Here is a 21409-nt window from a genome sequence, read left to right as displayed (position 1 = left end):
AGCGTGGACAGCATGGCCAGCCTCCACGACGTCGAGCCCGAAACCGCGCCCATCGCGGAGCGCGCCGCCGCACCCGCGGCACTCCCCGGCCCCACCGCGGGCGGGCTGACCTGGCGCGCCTGGACCCGCGACGACGTCACCGCGCTGGCGACGCTCATGCGTACGGTCCAGGAGGCCGACGGGCGGGACTGGTTCACTCCGGCCGACGAGGTCGCTGAGCTCTTCGATGCCCCGGCGTTCGACGTCGCCGCCGACACGCTCGCGGGCCTGGACGCCGACGGCGCGCTGCGCGCCTACGCACACGTCGAGCGGTTCCCCACCGACGGCGTCAACATCCTGCGCACCTCGCTGTCCGGCGGCGTGCACCCCAGCCATCGCGGCCAGGGCATCGGCACCGAGCTGCTGGCCTGGGCCACGGGACGGGCGCGCCAGGCGCTCGCAGCGTCGGGCACGGACCCGGTACTGGACCGTCTGCCCGCGCGGATCTCCGCGCACATCGATGACACGGACCCCGCCGAGCGCCGCGAGCTGCTGCGCTCCGGCGGGCTCGAGCCCGTCCGGTACTACGCCAACCTGCTGCGCGACCTGAGCCTGCCGGTGCCCGCCATCGGGCTGGAGGCGCCGCTGCGGCTGGTGCCGTGGTCCGCAGCCCTGGACGACGCCACGCGGCTCGCTCGCAACGACGCGTTCCGCGACCACTGGGGCAGCCAGCCCCGCACGCCGGAGTCGTGGCGGGCGTACCGCAGCTCGTTCGCGCCGGAGTGGTCCTTTGTGGTGGTGGACGAGTCCGTGCGGTACGCGGGGTCGGAGCAGGAGCAGCCGGGGGACGGGACGGTCGCGGCCGGCACGCCGTACGTCGTCGGCCTGCACATGGCCGGGCGGTACGAGCACGACTGGGAGACGCAGGGGTACACCGCGGGGTACACCGACCTGCTGGGCGTACGGCGCGACTACCGCGGCCGCCGCATAGCGGCGGCGCTGCTGACCCACGCCATGCGCGTCTTCGCCGACGCCGGCATGCAGCAGGCCGAGCTAGACGTCGACACCGACAACCCGACCGGCGCCACCGGCCTGTACGCGCGGCTCGGCTACACCAAGAGCGACGGCTCCACCATGTACTCCATCGAGCTGTAGAGGAACTGCCATGACCGCCGAGACCCACCCCCTCGCCCCCATCGCGGAGCGCGCCGCCGCCCCGGCGGCCCTGACGATCCCCACCGCGGGCCGCTTGACCTGGCGCGCCGCCACCCGCGAGGACGTGCCGGTGTGGCTGGCGCTGCGCAACCACATCATGCGGGTCGACGCCGAGCCGTACGTCGAGACCTTAGAGGAGATCGACGAGCTGTTCGACGGCGCCTGGCGCGACATGGCGGCCGACTCCCTGCTCGGCTTCTCCACCGAACCAGCCGACGACGGCGCGCTCGTGGCCTGGGCCCAGGTCGACTCCACGCCAGGTGACACGACCGCGGTCCGCGCCTTTACCTGGGGCGGCGTGCACCCGGACCGCCGCGGCGAGGGCATCGGCCGCGAGCTGCTCGCCTGGAGCATCGGCCGGGCCCGGCAGCTTCTGGCGGCGTCGGGCAAGGAGGTGCCGGCGCGGATCGTGACCTACGCGGAGGACGCTGCGCCCGCGTCCCGCCACCGGCTCTACGAGCACGCCGGGTTCGGGGTGCGGCGCTACTACTCCGACCTCGCGCGCCGGGTCTTAGGACCGGACGCCGAGCCGATCCCCTCCGTCGAGCTCACGGGCTCGCTGCGGCTCGCACCCTGGTCGGAGGATCTGGACGAGGCCGTCCGCCTGGCCCACAACGACGCGTTCCGCGACCACTGGAACAGCCAGCCCCGCACGCGGGAGCAGCACGCCGAGCGCGCGGGCTTCGCCCCGCACCTGTCGTGCGTGGTGCTCGACGACGCCCCCGACGTCGCCGCCCTGCTCGCCTCCCCGGATACCGACCCCGAGACGGCCGCCGCGCTGCGGGCCGGCGAGCCGCTGGTGGCCGCCTACGCGATGGTCGACCTCTTCCCGTCCGACTTCGAGGTGCGCGGGTACTCCTTCGCCATCACGGACATCCTCGGCTCGCGCCGGGCCTACCGCGGCCGCAAGGCGGCGCTCGCGGCGCTCACCGCGAACATGCGGACGTTCGCGGACGCCGGCCTTCAGTACGCGGTGCTCGACGTCGACACGGCCAACCCGAGCGGCGCCTACGGCCTGTACGCGAGTCTCGGCTACACCAAGACGACGGGCTCCAGGATGTACTCGATCGAGCTCTGAGCCCTACTTCGCCAGGCGCTGGCGGCGGGCCTCGTAGAGCACCACCGTTGCCGCGTTCGCGGCGTTGAGCGAGCTGGCCGAGCCCGTCATCGGGATGCTCAGCGTCACGTCCGCGGCGTCACGCCACGCCTGGGTCAGGCCCGCGGTCTCGTTGCCGACCAGGAGCAGTACCGGCTGGGTCAGGTCGAAGGCCGACACGTCGGCGTCGCCGACCTCGTCCGTGGCGACGACGACCACGGGGAGGCCCCCGGCGCGGCGTTCGCCCACCCACTCCATGACCTCGGCAGCGGAAGGCGCCCGCACGACGGGCATCGCGAAGAACGACCCCGTCGTGGCCCGCACGGCCTTGGGGTCGTAGGCGTCGGCGGCGTGCCCGGTGGTGATCACGCCGTCGGCCCCGAACGCGTCGGCGGAGCGCACTATCGCGCCGACGTTGCCCGGCTGGGTGGGCCGGTCGAACACGACACCCAGGAAGTCCGGGCCCGCCTCGATGCGGTCCAGGATGTCGGGGCGCATGGCGATCACCGCGAGCAGCTCGGCGTCCTCCTTCTCGGCCAGCTCCGCAAGCAGGTCGGGCGCCATCTTGATGTGCTCCACGTGCGGGTGAGCCGCGAGCAGGTCCCGGGCCCACTGCGAGAGCCGGCGCTCGCCGTCGTACAGGAGGGCCTGGACGTCCCAGCCGTGCTCCACCGCCATGGTGATGGGCCGCACGCCCTGCACCACGAACTGGCCGGCGCGGTGCCGCTTGTTGCGGTTGGTGAGCAGGGTCTGGAGCTGCTGGAAGCGAGCGTTGCGCTGGGAGATCCGGGTGGCCACGCCCCCATCCAAACACGCCCGATCCAAACACCTAGCGCCGCAGCAGCCTCGACATCGCCGCGCGGGCGGGCTCCGAGCCGAACAGCTTGGCCGAGGTGGTGACGGCGTCGTCTACGTTGGCGTCGAACCGGGTCAGCAGGTCCGCGTTGAGCAGGGCCTTGGTCGCCGCGAGCCCCTGCGGTTCGGCAGCGGCCAGGTCCGCGAGGACGGCTTCGACCTCGTGATCGAGCCCTTCCAGCGGGACCGCGCGGGTGATCAGGCCCCAGTCGGCCGCCTCGGCGGCCGTGAACTGCGCTCCCGTGAGGAAGGTGCGCGACGCCGCGCGCGGCGTCATCCGCGGCAGCACCGCCAGCGAGATGACGGCGGGCGCGAGCGCGAGGCGGGCCTCGGTGAACGCGTAGGTGATCTGGTCGGCGCTGATGGCGACGTCGCACGCGGCGACCAGCCCGATGCCCCCGGCCCGCACGGGGCCGTGCACGCGCGCCACCACAGGCTTGGGCAGGGCGAGGAGGGTGCGCAGCACGTCGGCGAGCCTGCGCGCGGACTCGGTCATGCCGTCCCGGAGCGCCTCGGTCAGGTCTGCCCCGGAGCAGAACGCGGGGCCGTTCGCGGCCAGCACCACGGAGCGCACGTCGTCGTGCGCGGCGCGGTGCAGCGCGGCCTGGAGCTCGTCGAGCAGGGCGAGCGAGAGCGCGTTGCGGCGCTGGGGCGCGTCGAGCGTGATCCGGGCGTACGGGGCGGACTCCGCCTGCTCTACGACGTCGTACAAGACCTGGCTCCGGCTGGTCATCAAGAAGTCCTCCTCGTGGGGCATGGCGCACATAGGTTAATGGTTGTTAACCTCTGTGGCATGCCTAACATGCATACCTCACCAGAGAACCCGGGGCACACCAAGCTCCGGGACGCGGTACGGAACTTCGCCGACCGCGAGATCGCGCCCCACATCGGCCGTTGGGACAGGGAGAACCGCCTGCCCGTCGAGCTGTTGCACCAGATGGGGGAGCTGGGCCTGTTCGGCCTGACTGCCCCGGAGGAATACGGAGGGTCCGACCTGGGACTCACCGGACTCAGCATCGCGGTCGAAGAGCTCGGCCGTGTGGACCAGTCCGTCGGCATCACGCTCGGGGCCGGTGTCGGCCTCGGGGTGGGCACCATCCTCGACTACGGGACCGAAGACCAGAAGAACACCTGGCTGCCCGACCTCGTGGCGGGCCGGCGCATCGGCGCGTTCGGCCTCACCGAACCGGGCGCGGGCAGCGACGCCAACGCCATGAGCACCATTGCCGAGCTGGTCGACGGCGAGTGGGTCATCAACGGTGCCAAGCAGTTCATCACCAACTCGGGTACGCCGATCACCAGCATCGTCACCGTCGCAGCGCGCACCGGCACCCTGCCCGACGGCCGTCCCGAGCTCAGCGCCATCGTCATTCCCACCGACACGCCGGGGTTCATCGTGGAGCCCCTGCACGACAAGATGAGCTGGCGTGCCTGCGACACCCACGCGCTGCGCTTCGAGGACGTCCGCGTCCCCGAGGCCAACCTTCTGGGCGTGCGGGGCAACGGGTTCAAGCAGCTCATGCTGTGCCTCAACTCGGGGCGGGTCGCCGTCGCGGCCCTTGCTACCGGCTGCATCCAGGCGATGCTCGACCTCACGGTTGAGCATGCCGCCGTGCGCCCCACGTTCGGCGGGCCGATCGGCCGCAAGCAGGGCGTCGCGTTCCAGATCGCCGACATCGAGGTCATGCTCCAGGCGAGCCGCGCGCTCACCTACCGGGCCGCCGCGATGAAGGACGAGGGCGCGCCGCTCGACGACTTCCGGCGGGCCTCCTCGGTCGCCAAGCTCTACGCCACGGAGTCGGCAGTCACCGCCACGCGCATCGCGGCGCAGGTGTTCGGCGGCTACGGCGTCATGGAGGACGGGCCGATCGCCCGGTTCTACCGCGACGCGAAGGTGCTGGAGATCGGCGAGGGCACCTCGGAGCTCCAGCGCATGCTCATCGCGCGGGGGCTCGGCCTGCCGGTGGAGTAGCTCCAGCCCCGGAGGGGTAACGCTGGGTAGTCAGCTCAGCGTTACCCCTCCGCGGTGCTGGGGAGCAGCGCCGCGCGGGCCATCGTCGTCAGGAGTGAGTGCATGGTGGCGCGGCCGATGCGGGCGCTGTGCGGGGTCGAGTTGAGCAGGCCGAACGCAGCCTGCACGGCGGCGCGCGCCTCGGCGGGGCCCAGGTCGGGGCGCAGGGGACGCAGCGCGTCGGCCCAGACCTCGATGTAGGCGAGCTGGTGCTTGCGCACCTGCGCGCGCGCCTCCGTGCCGAGCGCGCCCCACTCGCGTTCCTGGATCACGATCAGCGCGGGGTTGTCGAGCGCGAAGTCGGCGTGCCGGGCGATCAGCGCCACCAGCGCCCCGGCGGGCATGTCCGAGAGCAGCTCCCGCGCGCCCGCGAGGAGCTGGTCCGAGGCGTGCAGCAGGCACTGGCCGAGGATGTCGTCCTTGCCCGCGAAGTGCTTGTAGAGGGCAGGGCCGGAGATGCCTACGGCCGCGCCGATGTCTCCCATGGAGACGCCGTGGAAGCCACGGGCGGCGAACAGGTCGGCCGCCGTGCTCAGGATCTGCTGCCTGCGCGGAGTCACCGCAGCAGTCTAGAGCGGGTCGACGCCACACCGCCGGATCCGCGCCAGGGGTTAACGATCATTAACCAGCGGACTATGCTGCGGAGGTGACCATCAACGTCGACGTTGGAACGGATCTGCGCACACTCACCGCGCAGCTACGGGAGCGGATGGCGCGCGTACGCCAGGGCGGATCGCCCGAGGCACGCGCCCGCCACACCGGACGGGGCAAGCTGCTCGCCCGCGACCGCGTGGACCGGCTGCTCGACCCGGGCAGCGCACTCCTGGAGATCGGGGCCCTGGCGGCCTACAACATGTACGGCGGCGAGTGGGCGGTGCCCAGCGCCGGCCTCGTCACGGGGATCGGCCGGGTGGCGGGGCGCGAGTGCGTGATCGTCGCCAACGATGCCACCGTCAAGGGCGGCACCTACTACCCGATGACGGTCAAGAAGCACCTGCGCGCGCAGCAGGTCGCCGCCGAGAACCACCTGCCGTGCGTGTATCTCGTGGACTCCGGCGGCGCGTACCTGCCGATGCAGGACGAGGTGTTTCCCGACCGCGAGCACTTCGGGCGCATCTTCTACAACCAGGCCAACCTGTCCGCGCGGGGGATCCCGCAGGTCGCGGCAGTGATGGGCTCCTGCACCGCGGGCGGCGCGTACGTGCCCGCGATGAGCGACGAGGCAGTCATCGTGCGGGACGAGGGCACGATCTTCCTGGGCGGCCCGCCCCTGGTGCAGGCCGCCACGGGCGAGATCGTCACGGCCGAGGAGCTGGGCGGCGGCCTGGTGCACACCACGACGTCGGGCGTTGCGGACCACCTGGCCGACGACGACGCGCACGCCCTGCGCATCGTCCGCGAGATAGTGGCCACCACCCGGGCCGGCGTGCCGACCCTGGATCGCGGGGTTCCCGAGGAGCCGGAGCTCGACCCGGACGGCCTCTACGACGTCCCCGCCGACCCGCGCACCCCCTACGACGTGCGCGATGTGATCCGGCGCATCGTCGACGGCTCCCAGCTGCAGGAGTTCAAGGCCCGCTACGGCGAGACCCTGGTGTGCGCCTTCGCGCGCATCGACGGCTACCAGGTGGGCATCGTCGCGAACAACGGCATCCTGTTCTCGGAGTCGGCGCTCAAGGGCGCGCACTTTGTGCAGCTCTGCGACCAGCGGCGCATCCCGCTCGTGTTCCTGCAGAACATCGCCGGGTTCATGGTCGGCAAGGAGTACGAGCACCGCGGCATCGCCAAGGACGGCGCCAAGCTGGTCACCGCCGTGTCCTGCACCTCGGTGCCGCGGTTCACCGTGGTGCTCGGCGGCTCGTTCGGCGCCGGCAACTACGGCATGAGCGGCCGCGCTTACGACCCCCGGTTCCTCTGGATGTGGCCCGGCGCCCGCATCTCGGTCATGGGCGGGGAGCAGGCGGCGTCCGTCCTCGCGACCGTGCAGCGCGACCTGGCGCCCGAGGACGTCGAGGCGTTCAAGGACCCGATCCGCGCCCAGTACGAGGCCCAGGGCAACCCCTACTACGCCACGGCCCGCCTCTGGGACGACGGCGTGATCGACCCCGCCGACACCCGCCGCGTCCTGGCCCTCGGCCTGGCCGCGGCCGCCCACGCTCCGATCCCCGAGCCGTCCTACGGCATCTTCCGGATGTGACAACGATGCCCACCCCGATCCACACCCTGCTGGTCGCCAACCGCGGCGAGATCGCCCTGCGGATCATCCGCACCGCGCGCCGCCTCGGGCTGCGCACCGTCGCCGTCTACTCCGACGCCGACCAGGCCGCCCCGCACACGCGGGCCGCCGACGTCGCGATCCGGATCGGCCCGACGCCGGCCGCCGAGTCCTACCTGTCGATCCCCGCGCTGCTCGCGGCCGCGAAGGAGACCGGGGCCGACGCCGTCCACCCCGGGTACGGGTTCCTGTCCGAGCGGGCCGAGTTCGCGCGCGCCGTGATCGGCGCCGGACTGACCTGGGTGGGGCCGCCGCCGGACGCCATGGACGCGATGGGCCGCAAGGACGCGGCACACACGATCGCCCGGAAGGCCGGCGTGCCCGTGCTGCGCTCGTTCGGGAAGTTCCAGGGCGGGTCGTACGCAATGGTGGGGGGCCTCCCCTTCCCGCTCCTGGTCAAGGCCGCGGCCGGCGGCGGCGGCAAGGGCATGCGCATCGTCCGCAGCCAGGACGAGCTCCTCGCCGCGATGACTGCCGCCGGACGCGAGGCCGCGGCCGCGTTCGGCGACGACACCCTGGTGCTGGAGCCGTTCGTCGAGCGCGGCCGGCACGTCGAGGTGCAGATCCTCGCCGACGAGCACGGCAACGTGCTGCACCTGCACGAACGCGACTGCTCCGCCCAGCGCCGGTACCAGAAGGTCCTGGAGGAGGCGCCCGCGCCCGACCTGGACCCGGCCCTCCGCAAGCACCTGCACACCTGGGCCGTCGACCTGGCCCGCGAGGTCGGGTACACCGGCGTGGGGACCGCCGAGTTCCTGGTGGAGGTCGGCGCCTCGGCCGATACGGCCAGCAGTGCGGGCTGGGCCGAAGAGCGGGTCGGCGCCTGGTTCCTCGAGATGAACACCCGCCTCCAGGTCGAGCACCCCGTCACCGAGGAGGTCGTCACCGTGCACGGCGAGCGCATCGACCTCGTCGAGCAGCAGCTCCGCGTCGCGGCCGGCGAGGAGCTGGGCTTCGCGCAGGACGACGTCGCCGTCGTCGGGCATGCGATCGAGGCACGGATCTATGCCGAGGACGCGTTCGGCGGGTTCCTGCCGCAGGCCGGGACCGCCACGAGCGTGCGCTGGCCGGGCTCGGGCTCCACCACCGTGCGGGTCGAGGCCGGCATCGAGGACGGCTCCGTGGTGCCCGCCGCCTACGACCCCATGATCGGCAAGGTCATCGCCCGCGGCGCCGACCGCGAGGCCGCTCGGAACGCCCTGGTCGACGCGCTGGACGCCACGGCGATCGGTGGCCTGGTCACCAACACCGGGTTCGTGCGGGCGCTCGCGGACTCCGCCGCGTTCCGGGACGGCGAGGTGCACACCGCCTGGCTGGACACCCACCCGCTGCCCGCCCCGGACCCGGGTTCCGCGCTCGTCGCGGCGGCCTGGTCCATAGCGGCCGGGGCGCGCGACGGCGGCGATGGGTGGCGGCTCGGCGGCCCGCCCGCCGACACCTGGGTCGAGCTCGACGACGCCGTGCTGCGCGTGAACATCGTCCGGGGCGAGGTGCGCCGCGACGGCGAGCCGCCGACGTCCTGCCGGGCCGTCGGGAGCACCGCGGGCGGCAATGCGGGCGGCAATGCGGGCGGCACGGCCGGCGGGCCGGGCGGCGAGCTGCTGCTTGCCCTGGACGGCCTGACCGCGCGGTTCGTGGTCGACGTGCGCGAGCGGTCCGTCGAGGTGAGCACCCACGGGCACACGTTCCGGTTCGCCCGCCCGGGCGGCTCGCGCCAGGCGGAGGCCGAGGTGTCCGACGGCGTGGTGCTCGCGGTGATGCCGGGCGCGCTGGCCCGCGTCGAGGTGTCCGACGGCGACCGTGTGGCCGCCGGGCAGGTGCTCGGCGTGCTGGAGGCGATGAAGATGGAGGTGGCGCTCGTGGCGCCGTCGGACGGTGTGGTGCGCGTGCGCGCGGCGGCCGGCGAGCAGGTGGCGGCGCGCCAGGTGCTCTTCGAGATGGAGGAGAGAAGATGACTGAGCAGGTGGACCGGCTGGTCAGCGGCCCGCAGGTCGTCCGCGACCCGAGCCTGCCCGACCGCGTGACCATCTACGAGGTGGGTGCGCGCGACGGGCTGCAGAACGAGGACGCTTCTGTCCCGACCGCGGTCAAGGTCGGCCTGGTCGAGCGGCTGCTCGACGCCGGCCTGCCGTACGTGGAGGCCACCAGCCTGGTGCACCCGCGCTGGGTGCCGCAGCTCGCCGACGCCGAGGAGGTGCTTACCGCGCTGGTGAAGCGCCTCGGCGACCGGGCCCGCGACCTGCCGGTGCTCGTGCCGAACGAGCGTGGCCTGGAGCGTGCCTACGACCTGGGGCTGCGGCACATCGCGGTCTTCGCCAGCGCCACCGACACGTTCGCGCGCAAGAACCTGAACCGCTCCCTGGACGAGCAGTACACGATGTTCGAGCCCGTGATCACGCGGGCGCGCGCCGCCGGGATGCGCGTGCGGGCGTACGTCTCCATGTGCTTCGGCGACCCGTGGGAGGGGGACGTGCCGCTGGACCAGGTGGTCGCGGCGGGCAAACGCCTGATGGACCTCGGGGCCACCGAGCTCTCGCTCGGCGACACGATCGGCGTCGGGACGCCGGGGCACGTCGTCGCGCTACTGGACGCCCTGAACGACGCCGGCCTGCCGGACGACGTACTGGCCCTGCACGCCCACGACACCTACGGGCAGGCGCTCGGCAACGTGGCCGCCGCGCTGCGGCACGGGGTGACCACGTTCGACACGTCGGTGGGCGGGCTCGGCGGGTGCCCGTACGCGGAGTCGGCGACCGGGAACCTCGCCACCGAGGACCTGGTCTGGATGCTGGACGGGCTGGGGATCAGCACTGGGGTGTCCCTGCCGCGGCTGGTGGAGACCAGCGCCTGGCTGGAACCGCACCTGGGCCACGCGCCGGTGAGCCGTGCGTACCAGGCGCTGCGCCCTGCTCAGCCAGCGGTCTCGACGACGTCGCGCACGTAGAACATGTACCAGAGCCGGACCGGTGTGCCAGGGCCCTCGCCCACGGCCATGCTGGGCTTGATCGCGGTGGACACCTCGCCGTTGGCGCCGTTGTAGTTGGCATCCGTGCGTGACCGGTTGGTGTCGGCGGTCTCGGCCCATCGCGCGGTCTCGGCCCACTCGGCGACCCGGGCGGCGTCGACACCCAGGAGCGCCGCGTCTGCCACCATGCGGTCGGCGGCGGCCTGCCCGTCGGCCTCGGTCCAGAACAGGTCGACCGAGTCGACAAAGCCGCGCCGGGTGGTCACCGTCATCTCCTCGGTGCGCCCGGACCAGGTGCCGCTGGGGAGCGTGAGGCTCACCGTCGCGTCCTCGGGCACGGTGACGATCACCATCTTGTCCGCCGGGAGTCCCAGCGACTCCGCCTCGAGCGGTCGTGTCAGGTCCCACTGCATGCTGTTCTCCTCTCCGAACACCTGGGCGCCGTCGTTGTCCTCGTCACCACCGACGCGGACCGTGCAACCGGCCGTCAGCGCGAGAGCGACGACCGTGCTTGCCGCGAGAATCACCTGTCGTAGTGACATCGGTCCACCTTGTCATGTCGGCGTCGTAAGACCCGGACGTCACTGGTCGACATCGACGTCCCAGTTCGTCGCGAGGTCGTCCACGATGCGGCCGATCCGCGACGGGTTCGTCAGCCGGTACTCCGCGATGCGATCGGTCACGTCGGTCTGCAGGATCTCCTGGACACGACCCGGGTCGTTCGCGAGCAACTCCTGGTACGCGGGGAGCGTATCGGCCTCGATGTAGTCCCAGCGCTGCGCGGTGTCCGCGATGTTCCCGTCAGGCAGGGGAGTGGTGACGGTGACCGACCCCTGGGTGGGGTTGTCGAAGGATATGTCGGTGAACGGGATGCCCACGTTCTCGGGCCCGGGTGTCTCCGCGGTGATGCTCAGCGGGTTGTAGTCGGCGAACGTGCCCGCCCCGGGGATCGAAGCCTCACCCACCACCGTCATCATGTAGGTCATCGCCTCACCCGTGACCGGGTGGTTGCGCATGTCCTGGTAGTTGTCCGCGATGATGTCCTGCTGCTCACGGCGCAGCATCTCGACGTTGCCCTCGGTGACCTGTTCGGGGTTGCCGGACGCGATGTTCTCCCAGGCGTCGTACGCCTTCTCGTCGATCGCGCCGGACTCGTACAAACGCTCGATCTCCGCCATGCCGCCGTGCTCGTACGCGGCGTGCATCGAGGCCTGATCGTGGAAGATCTCCTGCTGCATCTCCAGGAACGTGGTCTCGTAGAAGCGCAGCTCGTCGTCGGTCAGCGCGGCGACCTGCTCGATCAGGACGCCCTCGGGCAGCCCGCCGGGCAGGTGCTGGATCACCTCACCGCCGATCTCGAAGCCCTGCGCGACGTCGCGGAACAGGGCCAGGTCGAGGAACCCCGCGGCGAACGACGGCCCGATCATCGCGGCCATCCCGGCCCACTGCAGGTCGGGGTTCTCGAGGTAGAGCTGGGCGTAGTACTCGTAGACGGCCTCGATGTTCTCGCGGTTCGCCTGAGCCCCGAGGCTGGGGTCCCACCCGAGGTAGTCGATGCCGGCGTCCCTCGCGGCCTGCCGGGTCCAGTGCTCGCTGGCGACCGGGCCGGCGTCGGGCCCCGGGTACAGGCCCTGGGCCTCCATCGCGGCCAGGAGGGCTGCGATCTCCTCGTCGGTGGCGTTCGCCAGCCACTCCGCGCGCTCTCCCTCCGAGAGGTCCGTGTACTCGTCGGGGGTGAGGGTCGGCGTCTGGGGAGCGGTGGGGGCACCGCCCGGCGCGGACTCGGTGCCGGTACCGCCGGGGCCGCTGGACCCCGTGAGGCCGGCGTCCTCGCTCGTCTGCTCCTGGGCGTCGGCATTCCGGTCGAGCGCGGCACCGGCCTGCTCCAGCGTGTCGATGGCCGCGGACATGTTCCCGCGGTGCATGCCCGTCCACTCCGCGTGGAACTCCTCGGAGTTCGGGCCGAACCAGGCCAGGCCGTCCATCAGCGAGTCCACCTGGGCGCGCGCGGCCTCGAGGGTCTGCGTCTTCTCGCGCATCGTGGCCGCGAGGGTGCGCAGCTGGGCGATGTCGGAGCCCCATACCTCGCCCATCGGTCCCCCTGCTCTGTGCTGGGCCGGTCGTCCCGGCGCCGGCCGGTCGTCCGGCACAGTGAACGTAACCGCCTCCGGCGTCGTCGGCCATGGGGAGAACTACCCCCCGCCGTTTTCGCTGTGAGCAGGAAAGATGTGACGTGCGAGACCACTGGGTTCGCGCGCGGGTGATCGAGCGTAGGGTCTGAACCGTGACTCTGAAGATCGGTTACAAGGCGTCCGCCGAGCAGTTCGGGCCGCGCGAGCTGGTTGAGCTCGCAGTACGCGCCGAGGAGGTGGGACTGGACAGCGCGATGGTCTCCGACCACTTCCTGCCGTGGCGGCACGAGGGGGGTCATGCGCCGTCGGCCCTGGCCTGGCTCGCCGCGGCGGGGGAGCGCACCTCCCGGATACAGCTCGGCACGAGCGTGCTGACCCCCACCTTCCGCTACAACCCCGCGGTGATCGCGCAGCAGTTCGCGACGCTCGCGCTGCTCACCGAGAACCGCGTGATCCTCGGTGTCGGGACGGGTGAGGCCCTGAACGAGATCGCCGTGTCGGGCCGCGAGTGGCCCGAGTTCAAGGAGCGGTTCGCGCGCCTGCGCGAGGCCGTGCAGCTCATGCGGGCCCTCTGGACCGAGGGCTCCGTGGACTTCAAGGGCGACTACTACCAGCTGGTCGGCGCCAACATCTACGACCGGCCGGAGAACCCGGTGCCGGTGTACGTCGCGGCGGGCGGCCCGCTCGTGGCGAGGTACGCGGGGCGCGTGGGCGACGGCTTCATCTGCACGTCCGGCAAGGGCATGGACCTGTACACGGAGAAGCTGCTGCCGGCCGTTGCCGAGGGTGCTGCCAAGGCGGAGCGGGACGTCAGCGGCGTCGACAAGATGATCGAGATCAAGATCTCCTACGACCGCGACGCCGCCACCGCCCTGGAGAACACCCGGTTCTGGGCGCCGCTGTCGCTCACGCCGGAGCAGAAGCACAGCGTCACCTCGGCCGAGGAGATGGAGCGGCTCGCGGACGAGCTGCCGATCGACCAGGTGGCGAAGCGCTGGATCGTCGCGTCCGACCCGGAGCAGGCCGTCGAGCTGATCAAGCCCTACGTCGACGCCGGGCTGAACCACCTCGTGGTGCACGGCCCCGGCCAGGACCAGGAGCGGTTCCTCACCCAGTTCAGCGAGGACGTGCTGCCGCGGCTCCGGGAGCTCTGAGCTCTTGCCTGCTGGTGGGCCTCAGCCCCGAGATCACGGCGTGACCAGCCCGGTCTCGTAAGCGAGGATCACCAGCGCCGCCCGGTCGCGCGCGCCGAGCTTGGCCAGCAGCCGGCTCACGTAGGTGCGGGCGGTGGCTGGGCTGAGGTAGAGCTCGCGGGCGATCTCGTCGTTCGTCAGCCCGCGGCCGAGCTGCTCCAGCACCTCGCGCTCGCGCTCGGTCAGCCCGGCGATCCGGTCGACGCCGGTCCGCGGCGCCGGGCGCGCGGCGACGGCCCGCAGCACGGTGGCGGTGACCGCCGGGTCGAGCAGCGACTCGCCGGCGGCGACGACCCGCACGGCCCGGCGCAGCTCGGCGGGTGCGACGTCCTTGAGCAGGTAGCCGGCCGCGCCCGACCGGATGGCCTCGAAGACGTGCTCGTCCTCGTCGAACGTGGTCAGGATCAGCACGCGCACGCCGGCCAGGTCCGGGTCGCTCACGATCTGTCTGGTGGCTGCCAGCCCGTCCAGGCGTGGCATCCGGATATCCATGAGCACGACGTCGGGCCGCAGCTCCCGGACCCGGGCCACACCGGCCTGCCCGTCGGCGGCCTCGCCGACCACCGTGATGTCGCCCTCGCTCTCCGCGAGGGCGCGCAGGCCTGTGCGGACGAGCTCCTGGTCGTCCACCAGCACTATGCGGATCATGGGCGTCACTCTTCCAGCCGGAGAGGCAGGTCGGCGGTGACGACGAAGCCGCCGCCATCCGGGTCGCCCGTGCTGAGGCTGCCGCCGAGCAGGGCCGCCCGCTCGCGCATCCCCGTCAGCCCGGAGCCGGGTGCGAGGCCGGCGCTGGCGCCCCGGCCGTCGTCGGACACGCTCAGGGCGAGACGATCGCCCCTGACCCGCGCCGAGACCGTCACGCGTGTGGCCGCGGCGTGCCGCAGCACGTTGGTCAGGGATTCCTGCACTATCCGGTAGGCGGCGGCGTCGATGGCGCCGTCGAGCCGGCCGGGCGGCACGTCCAGCGTGACGTCGACGGTGAGCCCCGCCGCCCGGGCCGACCGCACCAGGGTGTCGACGCCGGCCAGGCCGGTGGGCGCGGGGGAGTCCGGGTCCGGCACGGCACCGACGGATGCGGCGCCGACGGGCCCGCGCAGCACCCGCACCGTGGACCGCAGCTCGCGCAGCGTGCCCGACGTCGCCTCGCGCACGTGCCCGAGCGCGCGCCGGGCGCCGTCGTCGTCCCTACCCACGGCCTCAGCAGCGACTGAAGAATGCAGGGCGATCACGGACAGGTTGTGCCCGACGACGTCGTGCAGGTCCCGGGCGATGCGCAGGCGCTCGGTCTGCAGCCGCTGCTCGGCGGCGCGGGCCTCGTGCACCCGGGCCTCCCGGCGCAGCCGGACCGCGACGCCGAGCGCGATCGCTGCAGCGGCCAGCGCCAGGTTCGTGACCAGGTCGTACGGCGTCAGCCGCGCCTCGGTGTCGTCGCCCACCACCCGGAAGTACGTCGAGACCGCCACCAGGACGGCGCCCCCGCCGACCGCCCAGCCGGTGTGCCGCAGCTCCGCCGCGGAGTACAGCGCGGCGATAGCGGGCAGCGCCATGCCGATCGGCGGGAACTGGAACGTGTAGTAGACGAACACGGCCAGCACCGTGACGACGAGCACGGTGCGCGGCGCCCTGCGCCGCAGCAGGACCAGCGCCCCGAAGCCCGCCGCGAACAGGTAAGCCCCCGTGCCGGTCTGCCGCACGGCGTCGGGGTCCGCGGCGATGACCACCGCGACCACCAGCGCCATGGCGAGCGCCAGCGCGACGTCGGTGACGCGCGGGTCGACCGTGCGCGGGACTGAGTCGCGCTGCTCGGGGCCGGGCTGCTCTGGCACACCGCCACCCTACGGAGGATGGGACCCTGAGGCATCAGCCCGGGGGCGTCAGGGTGGTGTCGCCTGGAGGCGACAACGGGAGACGATCCAGGGCCGATGTGGGGCAGGGCCCTGCGCGGGAGTGTCTAGGTATGACCTCACCACACGTTCCAGCTCAGCCCTACTCCGTCCCCTGGGCGCTCGTCGCGGGCCTCTCCGCGATGGCCCTGCTCTGGCCCCTGACCGGGCTCACCGGGATCTTCGGCACCGGCGCGCCGCGCGCGTTCCTCATCATCGGCATCACCGCCGCCGTCTGGATCGGGGTGGTCGGTCTCGGCAGCGTGCCCCGGCCCGTGCTCACCCTGACGCTCACCGGCGTCGCCTACGGGCTCGTCGCGGCCGCGATGGGCCAGCTGCTCCCTGCGCTCGGGGGCTTCACCGGCCCCGGCGCGCCGGCGTGGACCGTCTTGCCGGCCCTGCTGTTCGACGCGCTCTGGGGCGCGGTCGCGGGTCTGGCTGCTGCTGGCGTGCAGCGGCTGCGGGGGGCGGGACGATGAGGCGGGCGGGCGCCGTCGGCTCGATATTTGCAGGCGTTGCCGCGCTCGCCCTCGCGGGCTGCGGCGCGATCACCGGCTCCGTCACCCCGGTGGACGAGGTGGAGTTCACCAAGGAGCTCGCCATCCCGCCGCTCGCGCCCTCGCGGGTCGTGGACGGCACCCGGGTGTTCTCGCTCACCGCGCAGGAGGGCGTCACGGAGTTCCGGCCCGGCGTCGAGACCCGGACCTGGGGGTTCGACGGCGCCTACCTCGGGCCGACGCTCCGCGCCGAACGCGGCGAGCAGGTCGCCGTCGAGGTCACGAACGACCTGGACGAGCCCACCAGCGTGCACTGGCACGGCATGCACCTGCCCGCCGCCATGGACGGCGGCCCGCACCAGGCGGTCGAGCCGGGCGCCACCTGGCGCCCCACCTGGCGGATCGACCAGCCCGCCGCCACCCTCTGGTACCACCCGCACCCGCACGGGGCCACGGAGCAGCACGTCTACCGCGGCCTGGCGGGCCTGTTCCTCCTGGACGACGACGCCTCGCGCGCCGCCGACCTGCCGCAGACCTACGGCGTCGACGACATCCCGGTGATCGTGCAGGACAAGGTGCTGGACGACGACGGGCAGCTCGAGCTGACGGACGACGGGAGCGAGCCCGGCACGCTCGGCGGCGTCGTCATGACCAACGGCACAGTAGGCGCCTATCAGGAGGTGACCACCGAGCGGGTGCGCCTGCGCCTGGTCAACGGGTCGACGGCGCGCACCTACCAGCTCGGCTTCGCGGACCGGGACGTCGACCTCGTGGCGACCGACGGCGGGCTCCTCGACGCCCCGGTCCGGCTCGACGAGGTACGGCTCTCGCCCGGCGAGCGGGCCGAGGTGATCGTGGAGCTGGCCCCGGGGGAGACCACCCGGCTGCGCTCGGTCGAGGCCGACCTCGGCAGCCTCGCCGCGCCCTTCGCGATGGGGGCCAACGACGAGTTCGACGTCCTGGAGCTGCGCGCCGCCGATCGTCTGGCGCCGTCGCCCGAGCCCGCCTGGGGGGCCGCCCGGGACGCGTCGTCCGACGAGCTGCACGAGGACGACGTGACGGTGACCCGCACCTTCGAGCTGGACGAGGACCAGATCAACGGCCAGTCCATGGACATGAGCCGCATCGACGAGGTGGCCGACGTAGGCGCCACCGAGGTGTGGAAGCTGCGCAGCACCGTCCCGATGCCGCACAGCTTCCACGTGCACGACGTGCAGTTCCGCGTCCTGAGCATCGACGGCCAGGCACCGCCGCCCGAGCTCGCGGGGCGCAAGGACACGATCTACCTGGAGTCCGGGCGGGAGTACCGGCTCCTGATGCGGTTCGACGACTACGCCGACCCCGACACGCCCTACATGTACCACTGCCACATGCTCATGCACGAGGACGCCGGGATGATGGGGCAGTTCGTCGTCGTCGAACCGGGCCAGGAGGCCGGGACGGTTCCTGAGCGCGGCGCGGGGGCCGGGGCAGCGTCGGACGGCGGTGCGGGCGCCGGGTCGGAGACCGGGCCGGACGGCGGGGCAGCCGCGGACGGCCACGCGGGACATCACTGAACGTGTGGCACGCTCGCCGGGTGACTCTCTCGCTCCCGCACCGCATCACGCACGTCCTGCTCGACCTCGACGGCACCCTCACCGACTCCGCGCCCGGCATCATCGCGTCCCTGCGCGCCGGCTTCACCAACACGGGGTTCGAGGTTCCGTCCGACGAGGTCCTGCGGACCTTCGTCGGCCCCCCGCTGGGCGCGAGCATGACCGGAGTCGGTCTGTCCGACGCCGACGCCGCCACCGTGATCACCGCCTACCGGCAGGACTTCGAGGTGCACGGCATGTTCGACAACTCCGTGTTCCCCGGCATCCCCGCAGCGCTCGCGGACCTGCGCGAGGCGGGCGTGACCCTCCTGGTCGCCACGGCCAAGCCCGAGCACTACGCGCGCCGGATCGTCGAGCACTTCGGGCTCGACGCGTACCTGGCCGACGGGCTGGACGGTGTGCACGGCGCCGCCCCCGAGAGCTTCATGGAGGTGCAGGGCAAGGAGGTAGTGGTGGAGCGCGCGGTGGCGCACGCGGTGGCGTTGGGAGCCGTTGTGGGTGCTGCTGCGGGGGCCGGCGGCGGGCAGGTGGTGATGGTGGGCGACCGTGAGCACGACGTGCACGCGGCCGCCCACCACGGCGTCCCGACTGTCGGCGTGACCTGGGGTTACGCCGAGCCAGGCGAGCTGGCGGCGGCGGGCGCGGCCGCGATCGCGACGACACCGGACGAGCTGCGCAAGCTGCTGACAACCTGAGCGCCGTCAGACCGGCCGCAGCGCGGCGTCGAACACGTCCCGGACTCGCTCGTCGAGGACCACGAACCGCACCTCCTCCGGGCTACCGTCGGGATGCTCGGCGAACCAGGCGCGGCAGGTCATGACGGCGATGCGCGCGACGTCGGTCATCGGCCAGCCGTAGGCGCCCCCGCTCACCGCAGGGAAGGCCACCGAGTGCACGTCGAGCTCGGCGGCGACGTCGAGCGACCGGGCGAAGCAGGAGGCGAGCAGCGCCGGGTCGTCCTGGCCGCGGTGCAGGTTGGGCCCGACGGTGTGGATCACCCACGACGCCGGCAGGTCGAACGCCGGGGTGGCCACGGCGTCGCCGACGTCCAGACCGTCGCGATGCGTGGTGTTCCGCAGGCGGCGGCAGGCCTCGAGCAGGCGCGGGCCGGCCGCGGCGTGGAGCGCGCCGTCGACCCCGCCGCCGCCCAGGAGGGTCGAGTTGGCGGCGTTCACGACGGCGTCGGCCTCGACGCGGGTCAGGTCACCGACCTCGACGGTGATGTTCATGTGCCTGCTCCTCGTGTGTTGACCGGCGTGTCGACCGGCGTGTTGACCGATGTGCCGATCGGTGCGCCGGCCGATGTGCGCGCCCCGCTGCCTGGAAGCTCCATCCAGGAGTACTCCGGGTTGACCGGTACCCAGCCGAACTGCTCGTAGAGTCCCTGGGCGTCGGCGGTCGCGAGAAGCGTGCGGCGCAGCCCGAGCGGCTCCAGGTCCGCGACCACGCCCGCGACCAGCAGCTTGCCGACACCTTGCCCGCGCGTAGCCGGGTCGACGACGACGTCGGCAAGCCACGCGAACGTCACGCCGTCCGTCACGACGCGCGCGAACGCCACCTGCTCGCGTGTGCCACCGCGGTAGACGCCGTAGGGCCGGGAGCCCGCGATGGCCGCGTCCATGACCTCGCGCGGGCGGCCCGCGCCCCAGTAGGTGTTGGAGATGAGCTCGTGGACACGGGCGGGATCGATTCGGGCGGGGTCGGTCGAGAACTCGTAGGACAGGTCGTCGTTCATGGACTCGAGTCAACCACTGGCCGCTGACACTGTCCGAGGGTAATAACGGCGCGGGGCTGTGCCACGCGACTTCGGTCCAACGTATGACCGAACTCAGCGACTTCGGTCCAACGTATGACCGAACTCAGCGACTTCGGTCCAACGTATGACCGAACTCAGCGACTTCGGTCCGTTGCTCTGAGATCGGTCAATCAACCGACCGATCTCAGAGCAAGCGACCGAACTCGCGGATCTGGACGTGCAAGGGACCGAACTCGGTGCGCTGCGCGCCACCAGGTCCTATGCACCACCCGCGTACCGGCGGCAGAACTCGCGTAGGGGCCCGGCGGGTACTACGTCGAGCAGCTCCCGGTAGCGGGCGGCGGCCTCGTCCGTGCGGCCCGTGCGTCGGGCGAGGTCGGCCAGGGTGAGGCTGGCGTCGCGGGCGGCGTACGGCGGGCCTTCGGCGACCACGTCCTCGAGCTCTTGCTCGATCGCGGCGAGGTTGCTCCTGGCGAGGTCATCGCCGTCGCGCAGTGCGAGCCGGCCGAGCACGACGAGGCGCGCGACCCGCGTCGCTGGGGACGGCCACTGCTGCAGCAGGGCGTCGTAAAGCTGCGCCAGCCGGGACCAGTCCGTGCTCGCCGCGTCGCGCGCCGTGGCGTGCACACCCGAGACCGCCGCCTCCAGCGCAAAGCGGCCGGGTCGTTCAGTCGCACCGGCACCGGCACCGGCACCGGCACCGGCACCGGCACGCGAAAGCGCCGCCGCAGCGTCGTCCAGGCCCGCTGCCAGCAGGCGCCGGTCCCAGGCCGATCGGTCCACCTCGTCGAGGGGGAGCGCGACGCCGTCGCGCACCCGGCCGGGCCGCCGGGCCAGGCCGAGGCGGCACACCGCGCGCAGGCCGAGCACCTCCGAGGCGTCCGGGTACTCGGCGGCCAGGGCCTCGGCGAGCGTGAGCGCGTCGCGGGCCGGGTCCTGGGTCGCGTCGGCGGGCTGCAGCCCGTCCCGCTGCCCCACGGTGAACAGGCCGGCCACACAGGCGAGCACCACGGGCAGCCGGGCGGTGCGTGCGGCGGCGTCGGGCACCGCGAACTCGCCGCGGGCGCGGGCCAGCGCGGACTTGGCCCGGGTCAGCCGCGCTGCGGCGGTGGCCTCGGCGATGCCGAGGTGCCCGGCGATCTGCCGGATGGTGAGTCCGCAGACCACCCGCATCGCGAGCACCAGCTGGGCGCCGGGGGCAAGGGCGTCGTCGCAGGCGACAAAGAGGAGCGCCAGGCGGTCGTCCAGGGCATCGCCAGGCCCGGAGGGCACGTCCACTGCGGCCTCCTCCGGGCGGGCGAGCTGGGGCTGGATCCGGGTGAATACCGCCTGGTGTCGCACCGTGTCCAGCCACGTACGACGGCCGACCTGGACGCACCAGCCGACCAGGTCGCCGATCGCGCCGTCGGGCTGCGCCGCGGCGCGCGCGAACGCCTCCGCGGCGTACTCCTCACCGCTGTCCAGGCTGCGCGTGGCCACGGCGAGCGACCGCACCACCTGGGGCCAGGCGGTGCGGAACGCCGCGGGGTCGATCGGCACTGTCAATCAGCGCTCAGGAACCGAAGTGCAGGACCTTGCGCCACTCGACCACGTTCCCGCTGGGGACGAGCGCGGCGATCTTGCGTGCCATGGCCTCGTCGCAGTCGACCTGGTAGAACCCCGTGATCACCTCGTTGGTGTCCGTGTACGGGGCGTCGGTGTAGACCGGCTCGGCGCCGTCCGCCCCGACGGCGACCGACCCGCCGTACTTCGCGTTCTGCAGGGCCGCGGCGCCGGTGATCTTGACGCCGAGGGCCGCGACGGCCTCCTGGAAGCGACCGTGGGCGGCCATGTCCTCGTCGGAACCGTCCCGCCCGTTCTTCACGTTCTCCGGAAGGTAGGCGTCCGAGTTCCAGTCGTTCTCACGGATCAGGAATACCCAGGTGTCGGTCATGTCGAGCTCCTCTTTTGGCGA

At 72.6% G+C, this 21409-nt stretch carries 21 protein-coding genes; 10 read left to right on the top strand and 11 right to left on the bottom strand.

Going from position 1 to position 21409, the window contains the following annotated elements:
• Window positions 1–12: 12 nt before the first annotated feature.
• Both AB1046_RS07385 and AB1046_RS07380 read left to right on the top strand, forming a co-directional pair.
• Complete coding sequence (locus tag AB1046_RS07385) at window positions 13–1134, top strand: GNAT family N-acetyltransferase (protein ID WP_369373862.1); 1122 nt, start codon at window positions 13–15, stop codon at window positions 1132–1134.
• 10 nt (window positions 1135–1144) lie between these two features.
• Entirely contained in the window at window positions 1145–2272 is a 1128-nt protein-coding gene (locus AB1046_RS07380) for a GNAT family N-acetyltransferase (RefSeq protein ID WP_369373860.1), read from the top strand.
• A gap of 3 nt (window positions 2273–2275) precedes the next feature.
• Here AB1046_RS07380 and AB1046_RS07375 read toward each other — a convergent pair whose 3' ends face one another.
• Both AB1046_RS07375 and AB1046_RS07370 read right to left on the bottom strand, forming a co-directional pair.
• Window positions 2276–3088, bottom strand: a complete 813-nt coding sequence (locus AB1046_RS07375) for a TrmH family RNA methyltransferase (RefSeq protein WP_369373858.1) — start codon at window positions 3086–3088, stop codon at window positions 2276–2278.
• Window positions 3089–3119: 31 nt separating this feature from the next.
• Window positions 3120–3878, bottom strand: coding sequence for an enoyl-CoA hydratase-related protein (locus tag AB1046_RS07370; RefSeq protein ID WP_369373856.1), 759 nt, complete (start codon window positions 3876–3878; stop codon window positions 3120–3122).
• A gap of 69 nt (window positions 3879–3947) precedes the next feature.
• On the opposite strand from AB1046_RS07370, the gene AB1046_RS07365 reads away from it, so the two are divergent.
• Window positions 3948–5117 carry an acyl-CoA dehydrogenase family protein gene (locus AB1046_RS07365; RefSeq protein ID WP_369375615.1) on the top strand — a complete coding sequence of 390 codons (1170 nt, stop codon included), beginning with the start codon at window positions 3948–3950 and terminating at the stop codon, window positions 5115–5117.
• Between the two features lie 41 nt (window positions 5118–5158).
• Here the strand turns inward: AB1046_RS07365 and AB1046_RS07360 are convergent, their stop codons facing one another.
• Entirely contained in the window at window positions 5159–5716 is a 558-nt protein-coding gene (locus tag AB1046_RS07360; RefSeq protein ID WP_369373854.1) for a TetR/AcrR family transcriptional regulator, read from the bottom strand.
• A gap of 149 nt (window positions 5717–5865) precedes the next feature.
• Here AB1046_RS07360 and AB1046_RS07355 point away from each other — a divergent pair, with 149 nt between their 5' ends.
• Genes AB1046_RS07355 through AB1046_RS07345 form a run of 3 tightly spaced genes read left to right on the top strand, consistent with a single transcriptional unit; the run spans window position 5866 to window position 10375 of the window.
• Window positions 5866–7353: a carboxyl transferase domain-containing protein gene (locus tag AB1046_RS07355; RefSeq protein ID WP_369375613.1), complete on the top strand. Its 1488-nt coding sequence runs from the start codon at window positions 5866–5868 to the stop codon at window positions 7351–7353.
• Window positions 7354–7358: 5 nt separating this feature from the next.
• Complete coding sequence (locus AB1046_RS07350) at window positions 7359–9386, top strand: biotin carboxylase N-terminal domain-containing protein (RefSeq protein ID WP_369373852.1); 2028 nt, start codon at window positions 7359–7361, stop codon at window positions 9384–9386.
• Window positions 9383–10375 carry a hydroxymethylglutaryl-CoA lyase gene (locus AB1046_RS07345; protein WP_369373850.1) on the top strand — a complete coding sequence of 331 codons (993 nt, stop codon included), beginning with the start codon at window positions 9383–9385 and terminating at the stop codon, window positions 10373–10375. Before AB1046_RS07350 ends, AB1046_RS07345 begins: the two co-directional genes overlap by 4 nt.
• Here AB1046_RS07345 and AB1046_RS07340 read toward each other — a convergent pair.
• Window positions 10342–10938 carry a hypothetical protein gene (locus AB1046_RS07340; RefSeq protein WP_369373848.1) on the bottom strand — a complete coding sequence of 199 codons (597 nt, stop codon included), beginning with the start codon at window positions 10936–10938 and terminating at the stop codon, window positions 10342–10344. The genes AB1046_RS07345 and AB1046_RS07340 overlap by 34 nt on opposite strands.
• A gap of 39 nt (window positions 10939–10977) precedes the next feature.
• On the bottom strand, window positions 10978–12489 hold the full coding sequence (locus tag AB1046_RS07335) for a WXG100 family type VII secretion target (RefSeq protein WP_369373846.1): 1512 nt from the start codon (window positions 12487–12489) through the stop codon (window positions 10978–10980).
• A 191-nt stretch (window positions 12490–12680) separates the two neighbouring features.
• Between AB1046_RS07335 and fgd the strand changes: the two genes are divergently transcribed.
• Window positions 12681–13682, top strand: coding sequence for a glucose-6-phosphate dehydrogenase (coenzyme-F420) (gene fgd / locus AB1046_RS07330; protein ID WP_369373844.1), 1002 nt, complete (start codon window positions 12681–12683; stop codon window positions 13680–13682).
• A gap of 33 nt (window positions 13683–13715) precedes the next feature.
• Here fgd and AB1046_RS07325 read toward each other — a convergent pair whose 3' ends face one another.
• Window positions 13716–14369 (bottom strand): response regulator, encoded by a 654-nt coding sequence (locus AB1046_RS07325; RefSeq protein WP_369373842.1) that lies wholly within the window; start codon window positions 14367–14369, stop codon window positions 13716–13718.
• Between the two features lie 5 nt (window positions 14370–14374).
• Window positions 14375–15550, bottom strand: a complete 1176-nt coding sequence (locus tag AB1046_RS07320; RefSeq protein WP_369373840.1) for a sensor histidine kinase — start codon at window positions 15548–15550, stop codon at window positions 14375–14377.
• 131 nt (window positions 15551–15681) lie between these two features.
• On the opposite strand from AB1046_RS07320, the gene AB1046_RS07315 reads away from it, so the two are divergent.
• The 3 genes from AB1046_RS07315 to AB1046_RS07305 are packed head-to-tail and all read left to right on the top strand — an operon-like array spanning window position 15682 to window position 18394.
• Window positions 15682–16086, top strand: coding sequence for a hypothetical protein (locus tag AB1046_RS07315; RefSeq protein WP_369373838.1), 405 nt, complete (start codon window positions 15682–15684; stop codon window positions 16084–16086).
• Window positions 16083–17660, top strand: coding sequence for a multicopper oxidase family protein (locus AB1046_RS07310; protein WP_369373836.1), 1578 nt, complete (start codon window positions 16083–16085; stop codon window positions 17658–17660). Before AB1046_RS07315 ends, AB1046_RS07310 begins: the two co-directional genes overlap by 4 nt.
• A gap of 20 nt (window positions 17661–17680) precedes the next feature.
• The gene (locus AB1046_RS07305) at window positions 17681–18394 is read left to right on the top strand and encodes an HAD hydrolase-like protein (protein ID WP_369373834.1); all 714 of its coding nucleotides are present in this window, start codon (window positions 17681–17683) and stop codon (window positions 18392–18394) included.
• 6 nt (window positions 18395–18400) lie between these two features.
• On the opposite strand, the gene AB1046_RS07300 is transcribed toward AB1046_RS07305, so the two are convergent.
• The 4 genes from AB1046_RS07300 to AB1046_RS07285 form a co-directional block, all read right to left on the bottom strand.
• Window positions 18401–18928 (bottom strand): O-acetyl-ADP-ribose deacetylase, encoded by a 528-nt coding sequence (locus AB1046_RS07300; RefSeq protein WP_369373832.1) that lies wholly within the window; start codon window positions 18926–18928, stop codon window positions 18401–18403.
• Window positions 18925–19434 (bottom strand): GNAT family N-acetyltransferase, encoded by a 510-nt coding sequence (locus AB1046_RS07295; protein ID WP_369373830.1) that lies wholly within the window; start codon window positions 19432–19434, stop codon window positions 18925–18927. The genes AB1046_RS07300 and AB1046_RS07295 overlap by 4 nt, the downstream gene beginning before the upstream one ends.
• 279 nt (window positions 19435–19713) lie before the next feature.
• The gene (locus AB1046_RS07290) at window positions 19714–20994 is read right to left on the bottom strand and encodes a DUF6596 domain-containing protein (RefSeq protein WP_369373828.1); all 1281 of its coding nucleotides are present in this window, start codon (window positions 20992–20994) and stop codon (window positions 19714–19716) included.
• A gap of 13 nt (window positions 20995–21007) precedes the next feature.
• Window positions 21008–21388, bottom strand: a complete 381-nt coding sequence (locus AB1046_RS07285) for a YciI family protein (RefSeq protein ID WP_369373826.1) — start codon at window positions 21386–21388, stop codon at window positions 21008–21010.
• Window positions 21389–21409 lie beyond the last annotated feature (21 nt).

Origin of the sequence: Promicromonospora sp. Populi, from assembly GCF_041081105.1 — a bacterium.
Lineage (GTDB): Bacteria > Actinomycetota > Actinomycetes > Actinomycetales > Cellulomonadaceae > Promicromonospora.
The sequence above is the reverse complement of the archived record's forward strand: the minus strand, read 5'-3'. Positions and strand labels throughout refer to the sequence as shown.

Coding starts and splice junctions, on each gene's coding strand:
- AB1046_RS07300 (WP_369373832.1), bottom strand. CDS start 18,928: ATGAACATCACCGTCGAGGTCGGTGACCTGACCCGCGTCGAGGCCGAC.
- AB1046_RS07385 (WP_369373862.1), top strand. CDS start 13: ATGGCCAGCCTCCACGACGTCGAGCCCGAAACCGCGCCCATCGCGGAG.
- AB1046_RS07325 (WP_369373842.1), bottom strand. CDS start 14,369: ATGATCCGCATAGTGCTGGTGGACGACCAGGAGCTCGTCCGCACAGGC.
- AB1046_RS07340 (WP_369373848.1), bottom strand. CDS start 10,938: ATGTCACTACGACAGGTGATTCTCGCGGCAAGCACGGTCGTCGCTCTC.
- AB1046_RS07315 (WP_369373838.1), top strand. CDS start 15,682: ATGACCTCACCACACGTTCCAGCTCAGCCCTACTCCGTCCCCTGGGCG.
- AB1046_RS07310 (WP_369373836.1), top strand. CDS start 16,083: ATGAGGCGGGCGGGCGCCGTCGGCTCGATATTTGCAGGCGTTGCCGCG.
- AB1046_RS07380 (WP_369373860.1), top strand. CDS start 1,145: ATGACCGCCGAGACCCACCCCCTCGCCCCCATCGCGGAGCGCGCCGCC.
- AB1046_RS07335 (WP_369373846.1), bottom strand. CDS start 12,489: ATGGGCGAGGTATGGGGCTCCGACATCGCCCAGCTGCGCACCCTCGCG.
- AB1046_RS07345 (WP_369373850.1), top strand. CDS start 9,383: ATGACTGAGCAGGTGGACCGGCTGGTCAGCGGCCCGCAGGTCGTCCGC.
- AB1046_RS07350 (WP_369373852.1), top strand. CDS start 7,359: ATGCCCACCCCGATCCACACCCTGCTGGTCGCCAACCGCGGCGAGATC.
- AB1046_RS07365 (WP_369375615.1), top strand. CDS start 3,948: ATGCATACCTCACCAGAGAACCCGGGGCACACCAAGCTCCGGGACGCG.
- AB1046_RS07355 (WP_369375613.1), top strand. CDS start 5,866: ATGGCGCGCGTACGCCAGGGCGGATCGCCCGAGGCACGCGCCCGCCAC.
- AB1046_RS07285 (WP_369373826.1), bottom strand. CDS start 21,388: ATGACCGACACCTGGGTATTCCTGATCCGTGAGAACGACTGGAACTCG.
- AB1046_RS07295 (WP_369373830.1), bottom strand. CDS start 19,434: ATGAACGACGACCTGTCCTACGAGTTCTCGACCGACCCCGCCCGAATC.
- AB1046_RS07370 (WP_369373856.1), bottom strand. CDS start 3,878: ATGACCAGCCGGAGCCAGGTCTTGTACGACGTCGTAGAGCAGGCGGAG.